Genomic DNA, 24,060 nt, shown 5'->3' on the forward strand with positions numbered 1-24,060 from the left:
ATGAACAGAAGCATTAAGAAAGTAGCAGTTTTAGGGTCGGGTATTATGGGTTCTCGTATTGCCTGTCACTTTGCCAATATCGGGGTTGAAATACTATTGTTAGATATTGCAGCAAAAGCACCTGAAGGAGCTGAGCAAAATCATTACGACAAAAATAAAATTGTAAACGAGGCTTTGCAGGCTGCGGTAAAAAGTAACCCTTCGCCTATTTATTCGAAATCGGTAGTACAAAAAATCAGTACGGGTAATTTTGAGGATGATATGCCTAAAATTAGCAGTTGCGATTGGGTAATTGAGGTAGTGGTAGAGAATTTGGACATCAAGCAAAAGGTGTTTGAGCAGGTAGAGCAACACCGCAAGCCGGGCACTTTAATTACTTCTAATACTTCTGGTATTCCTATTCATTTAATGGCTGAAGGTAGAAGCGATGATTTTAAAGCGAATTTCTGCGGTACGCACTTTTTTAATCCGCCACGCTATTTAAGATTGTTGGAAATTATTCCTACACCGCACACTAAACCAGAAGTAGTGGATTTTTTAATGCACTACGGCGATAAGTTCTTAGGCAAAACTACCGTGCTTTGTAAAGATACACCAGCATTTATTGCCAACAGGGTAGGTGTTTATTCTATTATGGCGCTTTTACATTCGGTAGAAAAACTGGATTTGACGGTAGAAGAAGTAGATAAATTTACTGGGCCAGCCTTGGGTAGACCAAAATCGGCTACGTTCCGTACATCGGACGTGGTGGGTCTAGATACCATGATGAAGGTTGCCAAAGGCTTGTATGATAATGTGCCCGATGATAAGGCTCACGACTTATTCAAACTGCCTGCCTACGTAGAAAAGATGGCCGAAAACAATTGGTTGGGCGATAAAACCAAACAGGGTTTCTATAAAAAAATTAAAAATGCGGATGGGAAGAGTGAAATTTTAGCGCTCGACCTGAAAACTTTAGAATACAAACCTAAACAGAAAATCAAATCAGCTACGCTAGAAATGACCAAAAGCATTGACAAGGTGGGGGATAGGATGAAGGTTTTTGCTGCAGGAAAAGATAAAGCGGGTGAACTGTTCCGTACTTCTTTTTCGGTTTGTTCGAATATGTATCTGACCGTATTCCGGAAATTGCCGATGAGCTTTACAAAATTGACGATGCAATGCGTGCTGGTTTTGGCTGGGAGTTGGGGCCGTTTGAGGTTTGGGATGCCGTAGGTGTAGCTGATGCCATTGAAGGAATGCAAAAATATGGCAACAAACCAGCGGCTTGGTTAACTGAGATGCTGGCGGCCGGGCATACTTCTTTTTATAAAGTGGAAGATGGCGTGAAGAAATATTACGATATCCCTTCTAAAGGCTACAAAGAAATTCCTGGCACGGCCGATTTTATCATCCTTGAAAATTTAAAGGATAGCGGAAAAGTGTTGTATAAAAACGCAGGCGCATCTATTATTGATTTGGGCGATGGTATCTTAAATGTGGAATTCCACTCGAAGATGAATACCATTGGTGGCGATACTTTAACGGCCATTAACAAAGCGATTGACCTGGCCGAGAAAGATTACAGAGGTGTGGTGATTGGAAACGATGGTGCTAATTTTTCTGCTGGGGCCAACGTGGGGATGATTTTCATGATGGCCGTAGAGCAGGAGTGGGATGAGTTGAATATGGCCGTGAAAATGTTCCAAAATACTTCGATGCGCATTCGTTATTCTTCGGTTCCGGTAGTGGTAGCTCCACATAATCTAACTTTAGGTGGCGGTTGCGAGTTCAGTCTGCATGCCGACCACGTGCAGCTAAGTGCAGAAACTTACATGGGCTTGGTAGAGTTTGGTGTGGGCGTAATTCCTGGTGGTGGTGGAACAAAAGAGTTTGCTCTAAGAGCGTCTGATGAATTTGCCGACGACCAAATTGTGCAAAATGCGTTGAAAAATCGCTTTTTAACTATTGGTATGGCGAAGGTTTCTACCTCCGCGGTTGAGGCTTTTGAGTTGGGTTACTTGCAGAAGGATAAAGTACTCGATCAGCATGAACCGTAGTCGCTTAATTGCAGATGCCAAAGCTAAAGCAATAGAACTGGCCGATGCAGGATATACGAAACCAGTTCAGCGCAAAAACATTAAGGTGTTAGGAAAGCAAGGTTTAGGCATTGTTTACGCTGGTGCAAATACGATGTACTCGGGTAATTACATTTCAGAACATGATAAGAAAATCTCAGAAAAGCTCGGTTGGGTAATGTGCGGTGGCGATTTGTCTTCTCCAACGGAAGTAACAGAGCAGTATTTGCTGGATTTAGAAAGGGAAGCATTTTTATCGCTTTGCGGAGAACGAAAAACTTTAGAGCGCATACAAAGTATAGTGACGAAAGGTAAGCCGTTGAGGAACTAGATTTGAATAAGAAACAAAGAACAAGGAGTAAGGAATAAAGACAGGATGCATAATTTTAGACAACTGCAAATTTGGAAAGAAGGAATGGAAGTAACCAAACAGGTTTACTTGCTATTAGCAAAGTTTCCTTCTTCAGAAAAGTTTGGCCTAATTTCTCAAATTTCTAGATGTGCCATTTCTGTTCCTTCTAATATTGCCGAAGGTTCATCAAGGTCATCAAATAAAGAATTTTCACACTTTTTATCTATCGCTTTAGGTTCTTTATTCGAGCTGGAAACACAACTTTTACTATCAACCGAGCTTGAAATTATAAGTAAGGAACAATTAGGGTCGAGTATTGAAAGTATAATTCATTTACAAAAGAAAATATCGGCTTTTAAAAAAACATTGAATTAATAATATTGGTTAAGGCGCTTGGTCTTTATTCCTTGTTCCTTAATCCTTAATCCAAAAAGAATGGAAGCATACATAATAGCAGGACTAAGGACAGCAGTAGGCAAAGCGCCTCGTGGTGTATTTCGTTTCACCAGAGCTGATGATTTGGCAGCCGATGTAATTAAGCAATTGGTGGCATCAGTACCGAATTTAGATAAGGAGCAAATTGATGATGTGATTGTAGGAAATGCTACACCAGAAGCAGAACAAGGTTTAAATATTGGCCGTATGATTAGCTTGATGGGCTTGGATACCGATAAAGTGCCAGGTGTAACCGTAAATAGATATTGTGCTTCGGGCTTAGAAACTATTGCTACGGCGGTTGCTAAAATCAAAGCTGGTATGGCTGATTGTATCATTGCTGGTGGGGTAGAGGTGATGTCGGGTATGCCATTTGGTGGATGGAAATTAGTGCCGAACCCCGATGTAGCTAAAACCAACCCAGATTGGTACTGGGGTATGGGCTTAACAGCAGAAGCGGTAGCAAAAGAATACAATGTGAGTAGGGAAGACCAAGATGAGTTTGCTTTTCAATCGCACATGAAAGCTATTGAAGCGATTAAAAATGGGCATTTGAAAGCAGGCGTCGCACCAATTACGGTCAACGAAACTTACTTAGATGATCAGCTAAAAAAGAAAACTAAATCTTACGTGGTAGATACTGATGAGGGCCCAAGGGCAGATACTACCATTGAGCGATTAGCGAAGTTAAAGCCCGTGTTTGCGGCCAATGGTCGCATCACTGCGGGTAATTCTTCGCAAACGTCAGATGGTGCCGCTTTTGTATTGGTCGTTTCCGAAAAGAAAATGAAAGAGCTAGGTGCTGAACCAATTGCTCGTTTGGTAAGCTATGGTGTAGCTGGCGTTCCGCCAAGAATTATGGGTATTGGCCCAATTGAAGCTATTCCAAAGGCTTTAAAAATGGCTGGAATGGAACAAAGCCAAATCGACTTAATCGAGCTCAATGAAGCTTTTGCATCGCAATCTTTAGCGATTATCAGAACTTTAGATCTAGATCAGAGCAAAATCAATGTTAACGGTGGAGCAATTGCACTTGGCCATCCGCTAGGTTGTACAGGAGCTAAACTTTCGGTGCAGTTATTTAACGAAGCCAAGCGCAGAAACGCTAAATACGGTATGGTAACAATGTGTGTAGGTACAGGGCAAGGTGCAGCGGGGATATTTGAAGTGTTCTAGGGATAAAAGAACAAGGAGCAAAGAACAAAGATTTGATGAAACATCGTCATTGCGAGGCACGAAGCAATCTTACAACGAATAATAAAATGCTTTAGGATTGATTCGTGCCTCGCAATGACGGCAATGAAAATATTTTAAAATGACAATTTCGGTTAAGGCACTTGGTCTTTATTCCTTGCTCCTTAATCCTTAATCCAAAATACAATGAGCAAAACAATCAAAGGCGGAGAATTCTTAATTAAAGAAACTTCTTATCACGATGTATTTATTCCAGAAGAGTTTGATGAAGAGCAGCAAATGATTGCGCAAACCTGTCGCGATTTTTTAGCAGCAGAAGTTTATCCTAACCTGGAGAAATTAGACAGCCATGCTGATCCAGAACTAATGCCAAACCTCTTGGCAAAAGCAGGAGAATTGGGGATTTTAGGTGTTTCGGTACCTGAAGAATATGGAGGTTTTGGCAAAAACTTCAATACTTCCATGTTGGTGGCCGATGTTGTTGGGGCAGGGCATTCTTTTGCGGTAGCTTTGTCTGCACATACAGGAATTGGTACCTTGCCAATTTTGTATTATGGTAACGAAGAGCAAAAAGCGAAATACATTCCGAAACTAGGAACTGGCGAGTGGAAAGCAGCCTACTGCTTAACCGAACCAAACTCGGGCTCTGATGCTAACTCGGGCAAGACAAAAGCAAAATTGAGCGAAGATGGTAAACACTACATCATCAACGGACAAAAAATGTGGATTACCAATGGTGGATTTGCAGATATCTTTATCGTTTTTGCCAAAATTGATGACGACGAAAACTTGACCGCTTTTATCGTAGAACGTGATTTCGGCGGCATTACCATGAACCCAGAAGAACATAAAATGGGGATCAAAGGTTCCTCTACCCGTCAGGTGTTTTTTAACGATTGCCCTGTGCCAGTAGAAAATATGCTGAGCGACCGCCAAAATGGTTTCAAGATAGCAGTAAACATTTTGAATATTGGTCGTATCAAACTTTCGGCTGCCGCAATTGGCGCTTCAAAAGCTACCATTAATACTGCGGTAAATTATGCGAATGAGCGTCAACAGTTTGGTAGGTCGATTTCTAAATACGGTGCTATCCGTTATAAAATCGCAGAAATGGCAGCCAAAGTTTATGCAGTAGATGCAGCAAACTACCGTGCCGGACAAAACATAGATGACACCTACGATGCGCTAGTAGCCGATGGCATGGAACCAGGCAAAGCAAAGCTGAAATCGGTAGAGCAATTTGCCGTAGAATGTGCCATTTTGAAAGTTTGGGGATCTGAAGCATTGGATTATGTGGTAGATGAAGGTGTGCAAATTTACGGTGGTATGGGCTACAGTGCCGATGCACCAATGGACAGAGCGTACCGTGATGCCCGTATCAACAGGATTTTCGAAGGTACGAATGAGATCAATCGTTTATTAACGGTGGACATGATGTTGAAACGTGCCATGAAAGGCGAGTTGGATTTGATGGGGCCTGCAACAGCGGTAGCCAACGAATTGATGTCTATTCCAGATTTTGGAGAGGAAGACGATACTCTATTTGCCGCAGAAAAGAAAACACTGCAAAATTTAAAGAAAGCAACATTGATGGTGGCTGGCGCTGCGGTGCAAAAACTGATGATGAGCTTGAGTAAGGAGCAAGAGATTTTAATGAACATCGCCGATATGGCAAGTTACGTTTACGTGGCAGAATCAGCGATGCTGAGAACAGAAAAATTAGTGAGCATGAAAGGCGAAGAGGCTTGTAAAGGCCAGTTAGATCTAATGCGTATTTATTTTGTGGAAGCGGTAGATGGCGTAGCTAAGGCAGGTAAAGAAGCGCTTTGGGCTTTTGGCGAAGGCGACGAATTACGAATGATGTTGGTTGGCTTGCGTCGTTTTACCAAAATGGAACCTTTTAATGTGAAGCAAGCCCGTCAAAATGTAGCAACGCAGATTACAGAAGCGAATAAGTATATTTTTTAGGGATTAGTTGCTAGGTACTAGGAGTTAGGTCTGAGCTAAATGGCATAAGGTTTAAGGTCTGGATAATTTATATTTTCAGGCTTTAAACCTTTTTTGTTAGAGAAAATCCCACCCTAAACCCTAAAAACTGTTAAATTTGGTTAAAAATTGCGGCATCGGCTTTAAAAGCTTATTTTTGCTGGATGAAGTTGAAAACGAAGTTTTTACTGATGCTTGTTGCAGTGGTTGCTGTAGTAAGTTCTTGTAGTAAAGATGATTATGATGCAGAAAAGCAATTGGCAGTGGATGATGCGCTAATTGTAGACTTTATTGCCAAAAACAATATCCCAGCAATTAAGCACAGTTCTGGTTTATACTACCAAATCATTACACCTGGCGATGGGGCTAGTGTTACTGCGGCTTCTACAGTGGGCGTAGTCTACACAGGTAAGTTGTTGAACGGTACTCAGTTCGATCAGGCAACAAATACGGTTTCCTTTCGATTAAGTGGAGTGATCCCTGGCTGGACAATCGGTGTGCCCTTAATTAAAGTTGGTGGCCGTATCAGGTTAATTATCCCATCTACATTGGCTTACGGAAACGAATCTCCCGGGGCGGGCATTCCCAAAAATGCTGTTTTAGATTTTACTATCGATTTACATAATGCACAATAAAAATTTAATGCGTAAAATAACCACCTATATCCTAGCACTTGTTAGTGTAGTAACAATTTTTACTTCTTGTAAAAAGGAGTACGAAACCGTTGAGGAGTTAGATGATAAAAATATCCAAACATATAAAGCTGCAAATAGTAGCTTGTCGTTTACGGATACTGCAGGGTATAGTTATGCCATTACTGAAGAAGGAAGTGGAGCACATGTACTAAATTCAGATTCTGTTTATTATTCTTATGCATTTAAGTCTATAACTGGTGCGGTTTATAACCAAACTAGTGATTTAATGATTCCTGGAACTTTTTTAGGTTATACAGACCAGTTTGCTATTGGTAGTACAGCTTATTTGTTTAAGCCAGTAAGGGAGGTGTTAGCTAAACTAAAAAGAGGGGGAAGGGCTACACTTCTTTTACCTTCTAGAATGGCATTTGGTAAAAATGGACTTTCAAATTTTGGTATCGGATCTAACGAAACTATTGTGGTGGAGCTAGGATTGTACACTTATGAGAAAAGACATGAAGTTGATGGTTTTGAAATTTCTACCTTTATTGCTAGAAATAATCTAACATTAGCTACAGATCCTTCTGGGGTTAAATTTAATATAAATGCGGAAGGTACTGGTACAGATGTGATAACAGAAAAATCTACTGTGGTAGTTAATTATACGGTTAGAAGTTTAGATGGACTTGTGTTGGAGGCGGCAACAGGTTATACGACTCGGTTAGATATGCCAGGGTTATATAAGGGTTGGACAATAATGATACCGAAACTTACTTCTGGCGGAAAGATGAGGATGGTACTCCCTACTCATTTAGGGCAAGGTAGACCATTAGATTTCGATATAGAAGTTACCAGCGTAACAAACGATTAAGTAATTAATTGGTTAATGTAACTCTTTTTGATTAGAAGCTGTCAAATTAAACCTTAGAACAAAATATTTTAAATTAAAACGACAATTCCTAATTTTAAGAATTGTCGTTTTTGCATTTTGATGTTTAAGAAAAGTAGATGTGCTCAAGTTTAATTCTTTTCTTTTAATTGAGATTTCTATTGAGTTCATAATATTCTCACACGTCCAAAATAACTACTCACATTTCCGCCGGCTGTATTTGTAGAGGCAAATGGGGGGCCAGTTGATACTACTTTACTAGGATAACCACTAGTCCAAGCCTCATATCCTACAAGATTACCATCATCTTGAACTACCCATATCGATTGGGTTCCTCCGTTAACTCCAGCCGACCAGTAGATTGAACCATCCCATCTATGACATACTATATTGCCATCATGCTGAAATTTAACGGTTGCACTACTAAAGTAATTTTCGTTTGCTGCCCATAAAACAGTTGAACCATTAGTTAGTACTAGATTTCCGTCAAGTTGATAGTAAAGTGAATAAACTGAATTGAGAGATTTAGCTATAAGCGTTCCTTTATTATAAGTTCCTAACGCGGCTTCTTGGTGCAGGCCTGGAAGATACGGTGATTGATTTATGTAAGAAGTCTTACCGCTAACTATTGAAGAACTATTTAATTCAAGTTCGGTTCCTACTGGATAATAGCTTTCGCTTTGTTTCTCTGTCTCATTAGTGAGTTGTGTTTCAGCTTGGTCTTTTTTACAAGATAAAAATACCGACATTAAAAGGGCGATTTTTAGAATTTGTTTTTTCATTTTTTTGAGTTAATTTCTAGTAAGATAAATAAATATTACAGGTATTGCAATGAAAAGATCAGTTATCTCATTTCGCCACGTTGTGAATGTGATGAATTCTATTTTAAAGCTTTCTTGTAGGCCTCTAATACTCTCTTCCTCGCAAATTCGTGGTTTACTATTGGCATTGGGGCAATTGCCTTTTTATATTCAGGTACCCATTTAAATACATATTCCATTTTAGGATCGAATTTCTTGAGTTGCAGCTCTGGGTTAAATACCCTGAAATAAGGAGCTGCATCGTTGCCGCTTCCGCAGGCCCACTGCCAACCACCAACGTTACTTGCCTGCTCGTAATCAAGCAGCTTTTCGGCAAAGTAAGCTTCGCCCCAGCGCCAGTCAATTAGCAGATGCTTACACAAGAAACTTGCTACTACCATACGCACGCGATTGTGCATAAAACCCGTTTCATTTAATTGTCTCATTCCAGCATCTACCAAAGGATAACCGGTTTCGCCTTTACACCAAAGTTCAAATTCTTTCTCGTTGTTACGCCATTTGATTTGATTGTAAGCAGGTTTAAAAGCACCCTTTACAGTATGTGGGAAATGCCATAAAATCATCATGTAAAACTCTCGCCAAGCCAATTCCGAAACCCATTTATCAGCCTTTTGCGCTAAAGCCTCGCTAGCTACTTTTCTAATACTCACGGTTCCGAAACGTAAATGTAGGCCCAAATGGGTGGTGGCATTTTTAGCGGGGAAATCTCTATCTTTGTCATAGCCCTTTAGCTTTTCTGCAAAGTTTATCGAAGGAAATTTAACGTCGCTTTTTTTAAAGCCAATATCCTTTAAGGAAGGGAATGGAAAAGAAGCTGCTTGATAAAGATTTTTGAAATACTTCTCTGTAGGATACGATTTTAAATAAAACTCATTCAGTTTCGCCTGCCACTGCTTATAGTAAGGTGTAAAAACCGTGTAAGGCGTTCCATCGGCTTTTTTTACCTCATCTTTTTCAAAAATTACTTGGTCTTTAAAAGTATGAAATGCGATATTGTTTTGCTTTAGTAAAGCTTCAATTTCTTCATCTCGCTTTTTGGCATAAGGCTCATAATCGTGGTTAGTGAAAACTTCGTCTACAGTAAAATCTTTAACAATTTCTTTCCAAGCATTTTCTGGATGATCGTATTTTACCAATAAGGAAGAGCCTTTTTCTTTAAGCTGCTCATCTATTTTAGCGAGTTGCTGATGAATAAAATCTACCCTGGCATCAACTTTACTTTTGAGCTTATCTAAAATGTTTTTATCAAAAATAAAAATCACTAAGACTGGGTTTTTGGATTTTAACGCATAATAAAATGCAGCATTATCGTCTAGTCTTAAATCTCTTCTCAACCAGCAAATATTAATTGCAGGCTTATTATTTTTTTCGCTCATATATTGCTTTTAGCGTTTCTTCAAGGTTCAAATATGCAAATTGGAAACCTGTATTCAATATTTTTTGTGAAGAAGTGTTGGTGCTAATTAAAGGTAGTATGCTCATTTCGCCCAAAATTATTTTCAGCATAAATTTAGGCACATTAATTGGCCAAATGGGGCGATGCAGCACTTTGCCGAGTGTTTTGGTAAAGGTTTGGTTAGTTACTGGCGAAGGTGCCGCTGCGTTATAGGCATCGAACATATTTTGGTCTTCCACAGCTTTTACGAAAATATTTACCAAATCATCCAGATGTATCCAAGGCATCCATTGTTTGCCAGAGCCTAAAGCGGTACCGGCAAAAAGTTTTACTGGTTTTTCCATCGTAGGCAGCGCCCCGCCTTTTTCGCTCAGTACAATGCCAATTCTGATTTTTACCACTCTAATGCCTAGTGCAATTCCTTGGTCAGCGGCTTTTTCCCAAGCCAAACAACAATCGGCCATAAAGCCAATTCCGGGCAAGCTTTCTTCGTTTAAAATTTCGTCAGCTCGGTCGCCATAAATACCTACAGCCGATGCCGATATGTAGCTTTCTATAGTAGCATTGGTTGCTGCAACGGCTTTAAAAATTAGCTCGGCTGCTTTTACTCGGCTATCAATAATTTGCTGTTTGCGTTCTTGGGTCCAAGGTTTATCGGCTATGCCTTCTCCCGTTAAATTAATGATGGTATCAATTCCATTAAAGGCATTGTAATCTATGGTTTGTTGGTAAACATCCCAAGTAAAAACCTTCACATCTTTTCTAGTGCTAGGTTTTCTTGCCAAAATGGAAACCTGATATCCGTTAGCCAATAATTTTGAAACAAGTTGTTGGCCAACTAAGCCGGTAGCGCCCGCAATAAGAATATTTTTTGCCATAATAACTAAACCCTAAAGTTAAGATTTAGTTTGTTAAAGCTTTTGTTATCCTACTTTTTTACATACTTCTTAAAAAAATCGATAATAGGCTGGTTAGCATTTCTCGGATATTCGTGACCACCCGCATGAATAAATAATTGAAAGTCGTTGCCATTTTTGCCTGTGTAGGCTGTAATATTGCTGTCTAGTTTTGTGCCTTCTTGCGAGCATCCATTGATGCGTAAAATTTTGTTGTAAGTAATTTTCTGCCAATTAGGTTTTACCAAGGGATCGTTTTCGCCCATCAAATGAAAACCAGATTTAGGAGTATTTAATTTTGGCACGAGTTTTCCACCAGCGGTAGCTGTTGGCGCAAAGGCAGCAAACTCATTGGCTCTGGTAGCCCATAGTAGGTAGGTAAAACCACCTCCGTTAGAGTGGCCGGTAGCGTAAATACGGCTGTCATCTATTTTGTAGTCTTTGCGAAGTGTTTTTAGCATGGCGTCAAAAAACTGAAGATCTCTGTTGTTTTCGGTAACGTCGTTCATTACCCATCCACTCTTTTTCCCCTCTGGGTCGGTTAGCATCCCTTTGGTATTTAATCCCTGTGGGCAAATGAAAATTGCTTCTGGCCAAAGTTTTTCGAAACCTCTTGTTCTGTACATATTAAGCATAGTGCCCCCATGCCCATGAAAGGCAAAAATGATTGGAGTAGGCTTAGTTTTAGCAGTAGCTGGAATGTAAATAAGTGCTTTCCTGTTCTCGCGATTAATCATCCATTCTAAAGTTTTAGGTAAATCTTGCGCTAAAGCTTTGCTAAATGAAATGAACATTAGCAATGTCCAAAATGTAGCTTTTAAAGTGTGGTTGGTTTTCATGATTTTATAGAGTTTAAATTTTGGATAAAGTTTAAATGGATAAAGTAAAAAACTTAGATTGGATGTTGAAAATGACCGTTTTTGCTAAACAATACCCAATAAAAAGCGTTAGTTTTATAAGCATTTCAAAAATTATGGAGAAAGTATTAATTACCCGTCAAATTAGTGACGATGCTTTGGCATTGATAAAAAATTCTGGTTACGAAGTAACGGTTTATACCGAACTTAAAAACATATCTCAAGACGAGTTAATTAAAATGTGTAGGGGCCATGTAGGTTTATTAAGCGTTGGTCCTAATAAAATTGATGAGCGTTTTTTAAGCGCATGCCCGCAATTAAAAGCTATTGCTTTAATGAGTGTTGGTTTCGACAAAGTGGACTTGGCGGCTGCAAATAAACACCGAATGCCGATTAGCAATACGCCAGACGTGCTGAGCGAAGCTACTGCGGATATCGCTTTCTTGTTGATGCTATCGGTAGCGAGGAAAGCTTTTTATATGCACAAAACTATTGAATGGGGAGAATGGGGTTTTTTTGATCCGATGCAAAATTTGGGGCGAGATTTATATGGAAAAACTTTGGGTGTTTTTGGCTTGGGACGTATTGGTTTAGAAATGGCAAAAAAGGCAAAGGCCGCCTATGGGATGAACATCATTTACCATAATAGGAGTAAAAACGAGCAGGCAGAGCAATTGATTGGAGCTAAATACCTGTCGTTCGACGAGCTTTTGCAGCAAAGCGATGTGTTAAGTGTTCATGTGAATTTAACAGCAGAAACTAAAGGGCTTTTTGATAAAAATACTTTTAAAAAAATGAAGCCGAATGCGATTTTTATTAATACCGCTAGAGGCGCAATACACAACGAAGAAGATTTGCTGGCTGCTTTACAGAATGGTATCATTTGGGGCGCAGGTTTGGACGTAACCAATCCCGAACCAATGGATAAAAACAATCCGTTGCTAAACATGGAAAACGTTTGTGTACTGCCGCATATCGGCTCTGCCACTAAAGAAACTAGAGAAAAAATGGCCATGATGGCTGCAGAAAACATGGTGGCAGCATTACAAGGCAAACGTATGCCACAGGTAATTAATTCAGAAGTTTATGGAGCCTAAATTTAGCCGTAGCTGCAAAAATGATCTAATGTTATCATATATCTGTGCATCTGTGCCTAAAATGTTAGCATTTGTTAAAATTTAGAAATGCTATCTATAAAAATTCTATTTTTATTTCATGATAGTTTCTATAAGGAATGAGCATCTAGCGGTAGAGTTTTCTACAAAAGGGGCTGAGCTAAGAAGTATTGTGGGCATAGATAGCTCCATTAATTACATGTGGCATGGCGATGCGCAATTCTGGGGCAAATTTAGTCCGGTACTATTTCCAATTGTTGGTGCCCTTAAAGAAAATACTTACGAATATCAAGGGCAGAGATATACATTGCCACGTCATGGATTTGCCCGTGATATGGAGTTTGAACATGAATTTAGTGGTTCTACAGCGATAGCATTCAAGCTCAAACATACCGAAGAAACATTAAAAATCTATCCTTTCGAATTTGAATTAACGTTACGCTATCGTTTGCGGGGAGCTAGTTTGCAATGTACCTATCAGGTGGTTAATCTCGGTAGCCAAACCATGCTATTCTCTATCGGTGGGCATCCCGCATTTGCGGCGCCTTTAAATAACGAGGGTGTTTATACCGATTATTATCTGCAATTTAATAACGATGACGAACTTACCTTTAATCATATTGAGGATAACCTGATTTCTGATGAAACTACCACTATAGCATTAAATGATAAAATTTTGCCTTTAAAGCACGAGCTTTTTTATGGGGATGCCTTGGCGTTTAAAAACCTAAAAAGTAACCATATCCGTTTACTAAATACTAAAAATTATAAGGGGCTTAATTTTCATTTCGAGGGTTTCCCTTGCTTTGGTGTTTGGGCTGCCATAGATGCAGATTTTGTTTGCTTAGAGCCTTGGTGTGGCATAGCCGATGGGGTTAGCCACAACCAGCAATTAGAAGAAAAAGAAGGTATGCAACGGCTTGCCGCCAAAGAAACTTGGGAGAGAAGTTGGGAAGTTTCTTGTTTTTAGCCTTTAAGGCATTTTTAAATTTACCTATTAAGCTGCGCTGTTATTTTTGTTTTTAAAAGGCAATTTTTTTGATGACCATTATTTTTGTTGTGAAATATTTTTCCCGTTTTGGGTAATATTCTCTATTGTTTTAAATGGGTTTACTCTAATTTAGAATACAAATATAGGTTTTAAGGTAGTTAGGGCGTGTTTGCTCATTGTGGCTTATGTTTTGAGTTTTCATGTGTACAATGAAAACATCTTTACTACTTCTATTAGCTCTATCTTCACTGGTTTCACTTATCAGTGTGTCGTCTTCAAAAGCACAAAGTACTAATTACTACTACAACAATTTTGATAACAATTCAATAGGGAGTGGTATCATAAAAACCAGCGCCGGTGATGAGTCTTTGCAGGTTTCAAATGTAAATCCACTTGTTGGCTCGCATTCTATGGCAAGTACAGGTCTTGGCAATGCTGCAACCTATAAATTTTCATTCATACCTAGCGGTACGAGCTTAAACAACACACAAGCAAATAACAATGGTTGGGAGTGGACAATGATCTACAGGAACAATGGTGGAAATACAGGTGACCCAACCACCATTGACAACAATGAAAATGCTTGGAGATATTGGTTGTATGCCAATAATACAGATGTTACGAATTTACAAGGCTATTATTTGTCTCAGGTAGGTTCGTCTCTAAATATTTATATGAGGGTTAATGGAAACGATACAAGGTTAATATTATCTTATGATTTAACCAATATTGGTGGAAACAATACTACTTACGCTATTAGGGTGCAGCGCATTAATGTTAATGGTTATACCTTTAGGTTGTTTGTGGATCCTTACAATGCTGCAACTACACAAGCAACAACCCTTAGAGCAGAGTTGCTAAATAGTGGTGATAATAATATGTTTAACACTTATAATTACTCTGGTTTACAGTTAGCGTCAAATAGTGTAGGTAGGTTTAAATTTGATGAGCTTAAAATGTACGCTAGAAAAATACAAATTATCGGTGCGAATGGAACTGAAAACGGTATATCTAGTCCTCTGTACGATGGGCAAAAGGATGCTGTAATTTACGGGCTTAAATTTAAAACCCGTGGTCTTTTTGCCGATGTTTATAGAGTTGCATTTGAAATAGAACAAACGGGTTATTACAGTTTTGCTGATATCTTGGAAAACGCAAGGTTGTTTAGGTCGGTAAATGATTACTTTGGCGATGCAGATGATGTGCTGATCAATCAATCTAAATGGGGAGGTGCATTTACGCCTACCATTGGTTATAGAGTTTTAGAGGCTAGTGATTTTAAAGCGCAAACGTTTGCTTCTCTTGGAAGTAGTGATGGGTCTTTGATAGAGGTAGGAAGTTTATTTTTTAAAGTTGATGTTAAGGGCGACGCCTCAACTCGAGGAACATTTACTATCAAATCTCCTAATTATATCGGCGATAATTCTGCAAACTTAAATTATACTACGCAAGGCGATGTCGTTACTGGGGCTAATCCAACTCCTCCAACAACTTCGGTAAAAGTTTTTGACTGGGTAGGCACTACGCCAGTTTGGAGCGCTGCTAGTAATTGGCGCTATCCAAATAACACTGAGCCAAGCACGGCTCCGGGGCCAAATGATCTGGTAAGAATTGGTGTAAATAAGACGTTTTCTAAAGAGCCAATTATTAATGCAAGCACTACAATAGGAAATTTGATTATTGCAGGTACTACAGCTTCGTTGCCTAGTATTAAAATTAATGGAACAAATACATTAACTGTTTCTGGCTCGTTTACCAATCAAACGGCTTCTGCCATATTGGGCTCGGGTAGCTTAACGGTGCAAGGCAATTGGACCACCTCTGGCGGTAAAATAGATTTAACAACAGAGAGCGTTACCGTTAAATTCACTGGGTCAAACGCACAAGCCATAACAGACCAAGGTTCTGATGCTGGAAATGGTGTGATGTTTGGCAACGTTGAGTTTTCTGGTGGTGGCACTAAAACATTGGGCGGCTCTGGCAAGTTTGCAGTGGCTATTGGCAAGTTTCTTACCATGGGGCCTAGCACCATATTAGATGCTGCTGGTAAACTAACTTTAAAAGCTGGCGTCTCAGGAACGGCTTCTGTAGGTGTTATACCTGCTAATTCATCAATACGTGGCCAAGTTACGGTAGAGAAATACGTTCAAGGTGGCTCTAAAGATATGTGGAGGACTTATCGCATGTGGTCTTCTCCAGTATATGATAATACAGCCAATTTTACAAATGCAAATACAGTAAGCAACAGAACCTACAACTTTACCCAGTTTATTGATGATGTAATTATCACGGGAACTGGTGGTGCAGCAAATGGATTTGACGTAAACTTAACCAATAATGCTAGTGCTTGGACATATAACAATGGTTTTATAGCTATCCCTAATATCAATACCTCAATAAATATTGGTCGTGGAGCGTATTTGTATTATCGTGGCAACAGAAATAATTACGAGCAAAAGATCAATGCACCTTATATCGATGCAGAATCCATGATCATTACTTTTAAGGGGACTTTAAACCAGCAAAGCGTTACAGTGCCATTGGTTCATGGCAGTACAGGTTTTAGCATGTTGGGCAATCCCTATGCTGCTACAATAGATTGGAATGCTGTTACTAAAAGTGCCAACATAGATAAAGTAATGCGTATGTGGAATCCTGCGTTTAGGCAATATGCAACGTTCAATGGTGAGTTTGGTGTAAATGGCGGTTCTAACTATATTGGTCCTGGGCAAGCGTTTTTTGTTACCACAAAAGATAATGCCTCGCCATACGTAACTTTTAATGAAAATTCCAAAGTGACCGTAGCATCGGCTCCACAAACGCCGGTATATAATGTAGTAATGAATGTTGGAGAAAAAAGGTTAAGCAGTAACAATGCGGTTATGGCGGTTAATGGAGGTGTGAAGCAACTAGCTTCTACCAAAATTAGAGTAAAGCTTTTAAAGCCAAACGCAGAAAATGCAGATGAGACACTTATTGTATTGAGAGAAAATGAGAAGTCTGACTATGCAGATAGTGACGTGCCTAGAACTGGTGGCGAAACGGTATTCTTGTCAAGTTTGTCTACTGATGCGAAAGAATTGGCTATCAATTATATGCCTGAAATTTCTGCGGTTTCTAGCATTCCCCTGTCGGTAAATGCGTCAAGTAATGGGAACTATTTGCTAGAAATTGAGTTAACTGACTTGCCGCTAGGTTACAGTGTGCAATTAAAAGACAAATATTTAGGCAGCCTCACAGGTTTGGTTGCTAACGGTAATAGTTATAGCTTAACTATAGACAAGGCTAAAGCTACTAGCTTTGGTGCTAATAGGTTCGAACTATTGATTGCCCCACCAACGAGCCTGCCTGTGGTATTTAAAGAATTTAAAGGTAGTGCTGTAAATGAAGGTGTTAGGCTTAGCTGGTCTACTTCTTCTGAAACTGATAACAAATATTTTGAGGTGTTTAGGGCGGGAGAAGAACAGGTTTATACCAGTATTGGCACAGTGCCTGCAAACCAAAAAGGTGCTTATTCTTTATTAGATAAAACACCATTGAAGGGTAACAATTACTACAAGCTAACTCAGGTAGACAAAAATGGAAAATCTTCTGAATTTACTGATTTGGTTGTAGTTAAGTATGATTTGAATGGAAACACGCCTGGCGATATTGCTGTTTATCCAACTTTAGTACAATCTACTTTCACAGTTAAATACAATGGAAGTGCAAATGCCACTAGCTATCTTTTAAGAGTTTCGGATGTAACTGGAAAAGAGATTTATAAAAAAGGGGTCGATAAAAATGACCTGATCAATGGTGTTGCTGGAGATCTGTCTGTTGCACCTAAAGGTGCTTATTTTGTAGCCGTTTTTGATTCTGTGAACGGCAATAAAATTGGCACAGCCAAAATTATAAAGAAATAGCTCGTTGCTAGTAAGTTACTAAGGCTTTGGTTAAAATCTGTATAAAGGTTTTAACCAAAGCTTTTTTTTGATTGAAAATTAGAGGTGTTTCGATGCCAAGTATTTGAGCTGCTGGTTTATTGCCGTCTGCTTTAGCAGGCGTTTCATAAATGTAAAAAGGCTTTAGCCGAATTGCAGTTAATGAGGCTAAAAAGCATTGATGCCTATTTGCTAATCCCTTGGCTAAAGCCAAAAGGGAATAAAGAATACGCTTTTCGCTAGCTGACCTATCTAAAGTCCGTAGAGCCTGCTCCGATTGTCGGAGACTGACATTATTTTAAATTAGACAATGTTGAAGGGTGGCGCTTAAGCCGAACTTAAGTCACTTAACATGATAATGACACCGTGTTATCCAAAAGAATATAAACAGTTTCTAATTAATTGCTATCCTTACCTATCAGTTGCAATCTTGATTTACAAAGGTGTTTTTATGTGTAATATTTACCACTTAAAGAAGTGGTAGTATTTTTTAGTTTATAGCTATAAGTGTTACAGTGTGTAAAAACTACTTAGACTTGAATTTGTAGTTATTCTTTATAAGAGTACTGTAAATGTTTGCCTTCTTAAAAAATGCCTCTATGATAGATGATTTAGAGGTTTTGTAAATATTTAAGTAAGTAATTGAAATATAATGGTTTTTAGGTATTGTTTTAGTGTTTAAATTTTTCGAATTTAGCAAAATTATTTAGTTTACTTAATACTGTGTTTCATTTACTTAAAATATTGAAACTGAAATGTTATGCCTATGAAAATTTCTACTAAAGCAAAAATTGTATTACTCTTTTTATTTGTATTTGCTAATTTGCGGTCTGCTTTTGCTGATGTAATTATTACACAGCCAACTGGTGGACAGAATATTTCTACTGAGAGATCGGTAGGAGGACCTGCTGAGCAGTTTACTGCTATAGGAGATATTGTGATTACCGACCAAATTGGTACAGATTTTCAATCGGGTACTGATCGGAGGATTAGACTAAACGCACCCTCGGGCTGGCAATTTGAGGTAGGCACTGCCTCTGCTGCCCGTACTGGAGCTAGAGTTACAAGTGCTACAGTTATTGAATCTACTGCAACTTATATCGTTATTAGTTATAACGCCAATACTACTGTGGTAGCAAGTAACGCTATTACACTGTCGGGCTTAAGGGTAAAGTCTACTTCTAGGGCTGTGGCATATCCTAATTATATCTTAAGAGCTAATACTACTCGTAACGCTACCATAAGTGGTTTTCCAAATGGTGCTGCCGTGGCTACGCTTTCTAAAGTTGCCGGTGCTTACGTGGGGTTGCAGGTATTATTGCCTGGCCAAGACAATGCCCCAGGTTCGGGTTCGGGAAGATCAAATAGTAACGTTCAAACACCTTTGGCAGGTAGTAGTTTTGCAGTAACAGTAAATGCGGTAGATTATGCTTATAACATCATCACAGCTGCGCCTTCACATCAGGTTTCGGTAACAACAAACAATCCTTACGCTAATATATCGGCGCCAGTTACGCTTTCTGCAGGTACGGCCAGTTTTAACGTAGTTTTAAATACTTATAGCGCTACTTTAACAACCAGTTACTTTACACTAACGGCAAATAACGATACAGATAATGCTATCATTTCTGGCACGAGCTCTAATATTAGGGTTATCGCTGGACCTTTTACTAAGCTATTAACGGTATTTCCGGGAGAAACCTATGCACCAGGTTCGCCAAATGGAAAAATTGGTACGCCAACTGCACCTATTTACGGTGTAAATTATACTTCGGTAGTTTATGCCGTAGACGATTTTTGGAATAAAGCTACGGCTCCAGACCCTACAAATGTAGAGATGTCGGCTAGTGGCGTAACCAATTTTGCTGCCCCGCCGCAGGCCAGCTTGTTGATCTCTGGCCCTAATATTAGAACCAGAACATTTAACCTTGTTTTTGGAACTATTGGAGAAATACCTACGGTTACCGCTACAAACAATACCGATGGAACTAAAACTGCTTATACACAAATATTACCAGCAGTAACGGCGGGTGCTTTTGTTAAGTTACAGCTGCTGCTTCCGGGAGAGGTGGCCGCACCCGGTACGCTTACTGGTAAAACTGGTGCGCCAACAGCCCAAGTTGCTGGTGCTTCTTTTAATGTAACGGTTAATGCGGTAGATGCTAACTGGAATGTGGTGTCGTCTGTTACCGATGTGGTAGCTATTACGAATAGTTTAGCTTCGGATGCGGCAACGTCCTTATTGCCCGCAAATGCCGCTTTGGTTGCTGGTACAGGAAACTTTACAGTTACTTTAAATAGGGCTGCTACTAACCATAGGCTGGTAGCAAGCGATGTAACTAACCCTGCCAAAACTGCCAATACTAGTCCAGATGTTGAGGTAACAGTAGGTGCCTATGCTAAATTGCTAATTACTTTAACCGGAGAAACGTATTTGCCTGGTACGGCTACCGGAAAAGGGAACACCTTAACTAGCAGAGCTATAAATACAAGCACAACGGTAACCGTAAGGGCGGTAGATGCACATTGGAATTTGGTAAGTACCGTAACAGATATGGTTCAACTAAGCAGCTCAGATTTGAATGCGCTTGTGCCAGCTGACCAGGCTTTGGTTGCTGGAGTGGCAGCTTTTTCTGGTTTTAGATTTAGAACTGCTGGTAACCATACAATTACGGCTACAAGTGTTGCAGATGCCACTAAAAATTATACCACAGATCTAATTAATGTTGCTGCTGGAGCATTTACCAAATTGGTATTGGTAATGCCAGGAGAAACAGCAGTAGAAGGTAACGGGACTGGAAAAACAGGCACTCCTACTGATAGGGTAGCCGGAGAAACTTTTAGTATTTTAGTTAAAGCAGCCGATGCACTTGGAAACACTGTTACTACGGTAGATCACGTAGTCGGATTTACAGCTACTAATGATATTTACGCCCAACTGCCACCGAATACGGCATTGGTAAATGGAGTGTTAAATGCTTCGGTTACCTATCGTATTGGTAGTACTACTAAAAATAGAAGACTAACCGTAACCGACATTACAGATGGTACTAAAACGGCAAGTCAAAGTGCAGCTTTTGCTGTTAATATTGGTCCTTATGCTGGTTTGCTTGTAGTATTGCCTGGCGAAGTTTACAAAGCTGGCTCGCCTACGGGTAAAGAAGAACCTATAGGTAACCAAGGTATAGGGGTTGCGTTTAATGTAACTGTTAGGGCAGTTGATATTGCTTTTAATACCATTACCAGTGTTACGGATGTTGTAAGTATTACCTCTAATGATCCTTTGGCTGTTTTACCTGCCAACGCGGCATTGGTAAATGGCGTTAAAACCAATTTTTCGGTGCGGTTAAATTCGGCTAGTAAATTTCTACTACCGTTACAGCCACGAGTGCAGATGTAACAAAATCTCCTTATACCGCAGGGCCTATTATGGTGCTCAGCCCAAGTCCATCAAATAGCTTTTTTAGAAGTAATGTAGTTACTGGTAATTGGAGCAACTCAACCAGTTGGGAGTCTTCGGTAAATGGTACTTCTGGCTGGCAACCGTCTACGCTTGTGCCCAATCAAGCGGCTAGTGGTATATCAGTTAGAAACGGGCATACTATTAACGTGATACTTAACCAAACTGCTGATGATGTAACGATAGAAAGCGGAGGAGTTGTTAACCACACTGGTGGAACTTTGACCATCAACGATGGTGCGGCCGCAAATGACTTTATTGTTTCTGGTATTTTCCGTAGTTCTGTACCTATTATTAGAAATGGAGTGTTGTATATTTCAAATGAGGGTAGATATCAGCACAATTATACATCAGCTTCTGGAACTATCCCAGCCGCGGTTTGGGCAACTGGTTCAACTTGCGAGGTAATTGGGTATACTTCTTTTGCGGGCGATATAGGTGGCTCAAACCAAACGTTTTCAAATTTCGTTTGGAATGCTCCTAATCAAACTGCGGCAGGTAGCCCATCTCTATTAGCAGGCTTTACCGCTAGAGACTTAACCATAACTTCTACTGGACAAGGATCTCTGAATTTGGGATCTGTTGGCGGAACAACCACCATTACAAGAAATTACTTACAAGCCGCAGGAACCGTAAGAGCAAACAAAACTAGTGGTACACAAAATATCGCCTTTGGCGGAAATTTTACTGTAAACGGCGGAACCTTTGCTCTAGGTAATGGTACCGTAAATACAAACTTTAACGGAACAACCCAAAGTTTAAGCAACTCGGGTAGCACAATTACATTCCAAAATGTAAGCTTCTCTAACAGCGGAACCAAGACGCTTACCAGCGGCGCATTTGCTGTAGCCACTACCGGAGTATTAACTATGGCGGGTACCGCAACCCTAAATGCCAACGGCAATTTAACATTATTGTCTGCTGAAACTAGTTCGGCAAGTGTAGCCGAAATTCCTTCAGGGGCATCAATTGCAGGGAATGTAAATGTGCAACGATTTATACGAGGTGGCGACAAGAATATGTTCCGAACCTATCGAATGTTTTCGTCGCCAGTTTATGACAATGGAAATTCTGGAAATAGAACTTATAGCTACTTAACTCAGTTTTTTGATGATATCATTATCTCTGGTACTGGAGGTGCTAGCAATGGTTTCGATAACTTAAGTAGTGCGCCTAGTGCTTGGACTTATGAGCCTAACGCTGCTGCTACCAATAAATATATACCATTACCCAACATTAACACAAGTTTGGCTGTTGGTAGGGGAGCTTATTTATATTACAGGGGAGATAGATCTAATATCAGCGCTAAAGTAACATCTCCTTATGTAGATCCAGAAAGTTTTGCAATGGATTTCGAAGGTGTGTTAAACCAACAAGCTGTTACAGTGCCGTTAGTTTACTCTGCTACGGTTACTGGCTTTAATCTTATTGGCAATCCTTATGCTTCAAGTATCGACTGGAATAAGATTACTTCTGCGCAAAAGGCAGACTTGGCTGATAATGTAATTTCTATTTTTAATCCCGCTTCGAGACAATATGCTACCTACGATGGTTTAGTTGGGGCAAATCAGGGTAGCAATATCATTCCATCTGGGCAGGGCTTTTTTGTAAAAGTTAAACCCGGAGGTGGAAGTTTCACTTTTACCGAGCAAGACAAAGTGGGTGGTATGCCTTCAGTTCATTTAATGTCTATGCCAGTAAACGAGAATATTGTTCTTGGCAGTATAGGAGGTAAGCTTGCCGTTGCCCCGCAAGTGAATACCTTACAAAGTAGTGCTCCGCATACAGAACTTAGGGCTTGGTTGCAAAAAGATAATACTCCTTATAGCGTAGAAACCGTAGTAGTGTTTAAGGAGGGTAAAGCGGGTAATTATTTGCAAGGAGAGGATGCGCCTTACATGAAAGGTAGCGATATATACTTTTCTAGTTTATCTAATGATAATAACAAGTTGGTAATTAATTATATGCCTCCCGTAAATGCTCAATCAAAAGTTAATTTTAACCTAGACGAGGCAAACGCTAGTGGCGATTACACTTTAGAGCTTAATTTTAGCAACGTTCCCTCTGGTTATATTGTAAAATTAAATGATGCATTTTTAGGTACTTCTACAGCGGTACAAAATGGTAATTTGCATTCATTTACCATTGATAAAACGCAAGCAGGTAGCTACGGAGTAAATAGATTTAGTGTGGCTTTTGAGGCGCCAACAACATTGCCAGTAGCCTACCAAGCGCCTTTTACAGCGGCAAAAACTAACCAAGGTGTGCTTGCTAAATGGAGCACGGCTACCGAAACAGATAATAACAGGTTCGAGGTAATGCGTGCCGCTGACGATAAAGTGTATGAGAAAATTCATACTGAATTAGCAAAAGGCAGCAACTCTAGCTACTCATTTATCGATAAAAATCCGTTGTTAGGTAATAACTACTATAAACTAGTGCAGTTTAATAATGATGGTACATTTACTGAATCGTTACCGCAAGTGATTAACTATACTGGTACACTAAATAATACAACCGAGTTGGTAAGCATATTTCCAAATCCGGTAGTGAGTAATTTTACAGTTAGATTTAACGGTGTTTTAAAAGCAAACCAACAAACCGTTAAAGTTGTAAATGTTACTGGCCAGGTACTGTTAACGCAAAGCGTGTCTAAATCGCAACTGGCAGCAGGGCACGAAATTAACATTTCGGCTTATCCATCTGGAATTTACTTTGTTGAAGTTTATGAAAATGGATCGCAACGCTTGGGTCAAATGAAGTTAATTAAGCAGTAAGGTTAAACTGCTTGTATTTGTAATTACAACTAAGTTTATACAGACTTACGAAGTTTCAAAAACTTCGTAAGTCTTAACCTAACATGAGTGATGAATGTTTTTATCAATAGTTTAGGTTGTGTAGAGTTGCAAGGCGGTCGTCATTTCTACGATAGGAGAAATCTAGCAAGTTGTTAACGTCATTACTATTCAAACTTTACAAATTACTAATTGTGAGATTTCTCCTCGTACCTCGTTCGAAATGACGGGATTAATCGCATAACTCGTTAATTTATT

The 24,060-nt window shown here is 39.6% G+C and carries 14 protein-coding genes and 1 pseudogene; 11 read left to right on the forward strand and 4 right to left on the reverse strand.

Annotated elements, in window-relative coordinates:
• From OVA16_RS08040 to OVA16_RS08065, 6 genes and pseudogenes are all read left to right on the forward strand, one after another.
• Nucleotides 1–2,388 (forward strand): annotated as a pseudogene (locus OVA16_RS08040) (3-hydroxyacyl-CoA dehydrogenase NAD-binding domain-containing protein).
• Nucleotides 2,389–2,433: 45 nt separating this feature from the next.
• Entirely contained in the window at nucleotides 2,434–2,784 is a 351-nt protein-coding gene (locus tag OVA16_RS08045; protein WP_267764746.1) for a four helix bundle protein, read from the forward strand.
• A gap of 60 nt (nucleotides 2,785–2,844) precedes the next feature.
• Nucleotides 2,845–4,020 carry an acetyl-CoA C-acyltransferase gene (locus tag OVA16_RS08050; protein ID WP_267764747.1) on the forward strand — a complete coding sequence of 392 codons (1,176 nt, stop codon included), beginning with the start codon at nucleotides 2,845–2,847 and terminating at the stop codon, nucleotides 4,018–4,020.
• Between the two features lie 204 nt (nucleotides 4,021–4,224).
• Nucleotides 4,225–6,006, forward strand: a complete 1,782-nt coding sequence (locus OVA16_RS08055) for an acyl-CoA dehydrogenase family protein (RefSeq protein WP_267764748.1) — start codon at nucleotides 4,225–4,227, stop codon at nucleotides 6,004–6,006.
• 182 nt (nucleotides 6,007–6,188) lie between these two features.
• Nucleotides 6,189–6,659: an FKBP-type peptidyl-prolyl cis-trans isomerase gene (locus tag OVA16_RS08060; protein ID WP_267764750.1), complete on the forward strand. Its 471-nt coding sequence runs from the start codon at nucleotides 6,189–6,191 to the stop codon at nucleotides 6,657–6,659.
• A complete protein-coding gene (locus tag OVA16_RS08065) occupies nucleotides 6,649–7,530 on the forward strand; it encodes an FKBP-type peptidyl-prolyl cis-trans isomerase (protein ID WP_267764751.1) in 882 nt (293 codons plus the stop codon). The genes OVA16_RS08060 and OVA16_RS08065 overlap by 11 nt, the downstream gene beginning before the upstream one ends.
• A gap of 185 nt (nucleotides 7,531–7,715) precedes the next feature.
• On the opposite strand, the gene OVA16_RS08070 is transcribed toward OVA16_RS08065, so the two are convergent.
• The 4 genes from OVA16_RS08070 to OVA16_RS08085 form a co-directional block, all read right to left on the reverse strand.
• Entirely contained in the window at nucleotides 7,716–8,330 is a 615-nt protein-coding gene (locus tag OVA16_RS08070) for a hypothetical protein (RefSeq protein ID WP_267764753.1), read from the reverse strand.
• 98 nt (nucleotides 8,331–8,428) lie between these two features.
• Nucleotides 8,429–9,745 (reverse strand): cryptochrome/photolyase family protein, encoded by a 1,317-nt coding sequence (locus OVA16_RS08075; protein WP_267764754.1) that lies wholly within the window; start codon nucleotides 9,743–9,745, stop codon nucleotides 8,429–8,431.
• Nucleotides 9,729–10,643, reverse strand: coding sequence for a TIGR01777 family oxidoreductase (locus tag OVA16_RS08080; protein WP_267764755.1), 915 nt, complete (start codon nucleotides 10,641–10,643; stop codon nucleotides 9,729–9,731). The genes OVA16_RS08075 and OVA16_RS08080 overlap by 17 nt, the downstream gene beginning before the upstream one ends.
• Before the next feature lie 50 nt (nucleotides 10,644–10,693).
• The gene (locus OVA16_RS08085) at nucleotides 10,694–11,500 is read right to left on the reverse strand and encodes an alpha/beta hydrolase family esterase (protein ID WP_267764757.1); all 807 of its coding nucleotides are present in this window, start codon (nucleotides 11,498–11,500) and stop codon (nucleotides 10,694–10,696) included.
• Between the two features lie 35 nt (nucleotides 11,501–11,535).
• Between OVA16_RS08085 and OVA16_RS08090 the strand changes: the two genes are divergently transcribed.
• The 5 genes from OVA16_RS08090 to OVA16_RS08110 all read left to right on the forward strand — a co-directional run bounded on the left by OVA16_RS08090 (nucleotide 11,536) and on the right by OVA16_RS08110 (nucleotide 23,784).
• Nucleotides 11,536–12,615, forward strand: coding sequence for a 2-hydroxyacid dehydrogenase (locus OVA16_RS08090; RefSeq protein ID WP_267764758.1), 1,080 nt, complete (start codon nucleotides 11,536–11,538; stop codon nucleotides 12,613–12,615).
• A 118-nt stretch (nucleotides 12,616–12,733) separates the two neighbouring features.
• Complete coding sequence (locus OVA16_RS08095; protein ID WP_267764759.1) at nucleotides 12,734–13,603, forward strand: aldose 1-epimerase family protein; 870 nt, start codon at nucleotides 12,734–12,736, stop codon at nucleotides 13,601–13,603.
• Nucleotides 13,604–13,833: 230 nt separating this feature from the next.
• Nucleotides 13,834–17,529, forward strand: coding sequence for a hypothetical protein (locus OVA16_RS08100; RefSeq protein ID WP_267764760.1), 3,696 nt, complete (start codon nucleotides 13,834–13,836; stop codon nucleotides 17,527–17,529).
• 784 nt (nucleotides 17,530–18,313) lie between these two features.
• The gene (locus OVA16_RS08105) at nucleotides 18,314–20,947 is read left to right on the forward strand and encodes a hypothetical protein (protein ID WP_267764761.1); all 2,634 of its coding nucleotides are present in this window, start codon (nucleotides 18,314–18,316) and stop codon (nucleotides 20,945–20,947) included.
• Nucleotides 20,948–20,976: 29 nt separating this feature from the next.
• The gene (locus tag OVA16_RS08110) at nucleotides 20,977–23,784 is read left to right on the forward strand and encodes a T9SS type A sorting domain-containing protein (protein WP_267764762.1); all 2,808 of its coding nucleotides are present in this window, start codon (nucleotides 20,977–20,979) and stop codon (nucleotides 23,782–23,784) included.
• Nucleotides 23,785–24,060 lie beyond the last annotated feature (276 nt).

This window comes from Pedobacter sp. SL55, assembly GCF_026625705.1.
GTDB lineage: Bacteria > Bacteroidota > Bacteroidia > Sphingobacteriales > Sphingobacteriaceae > Pedobacter.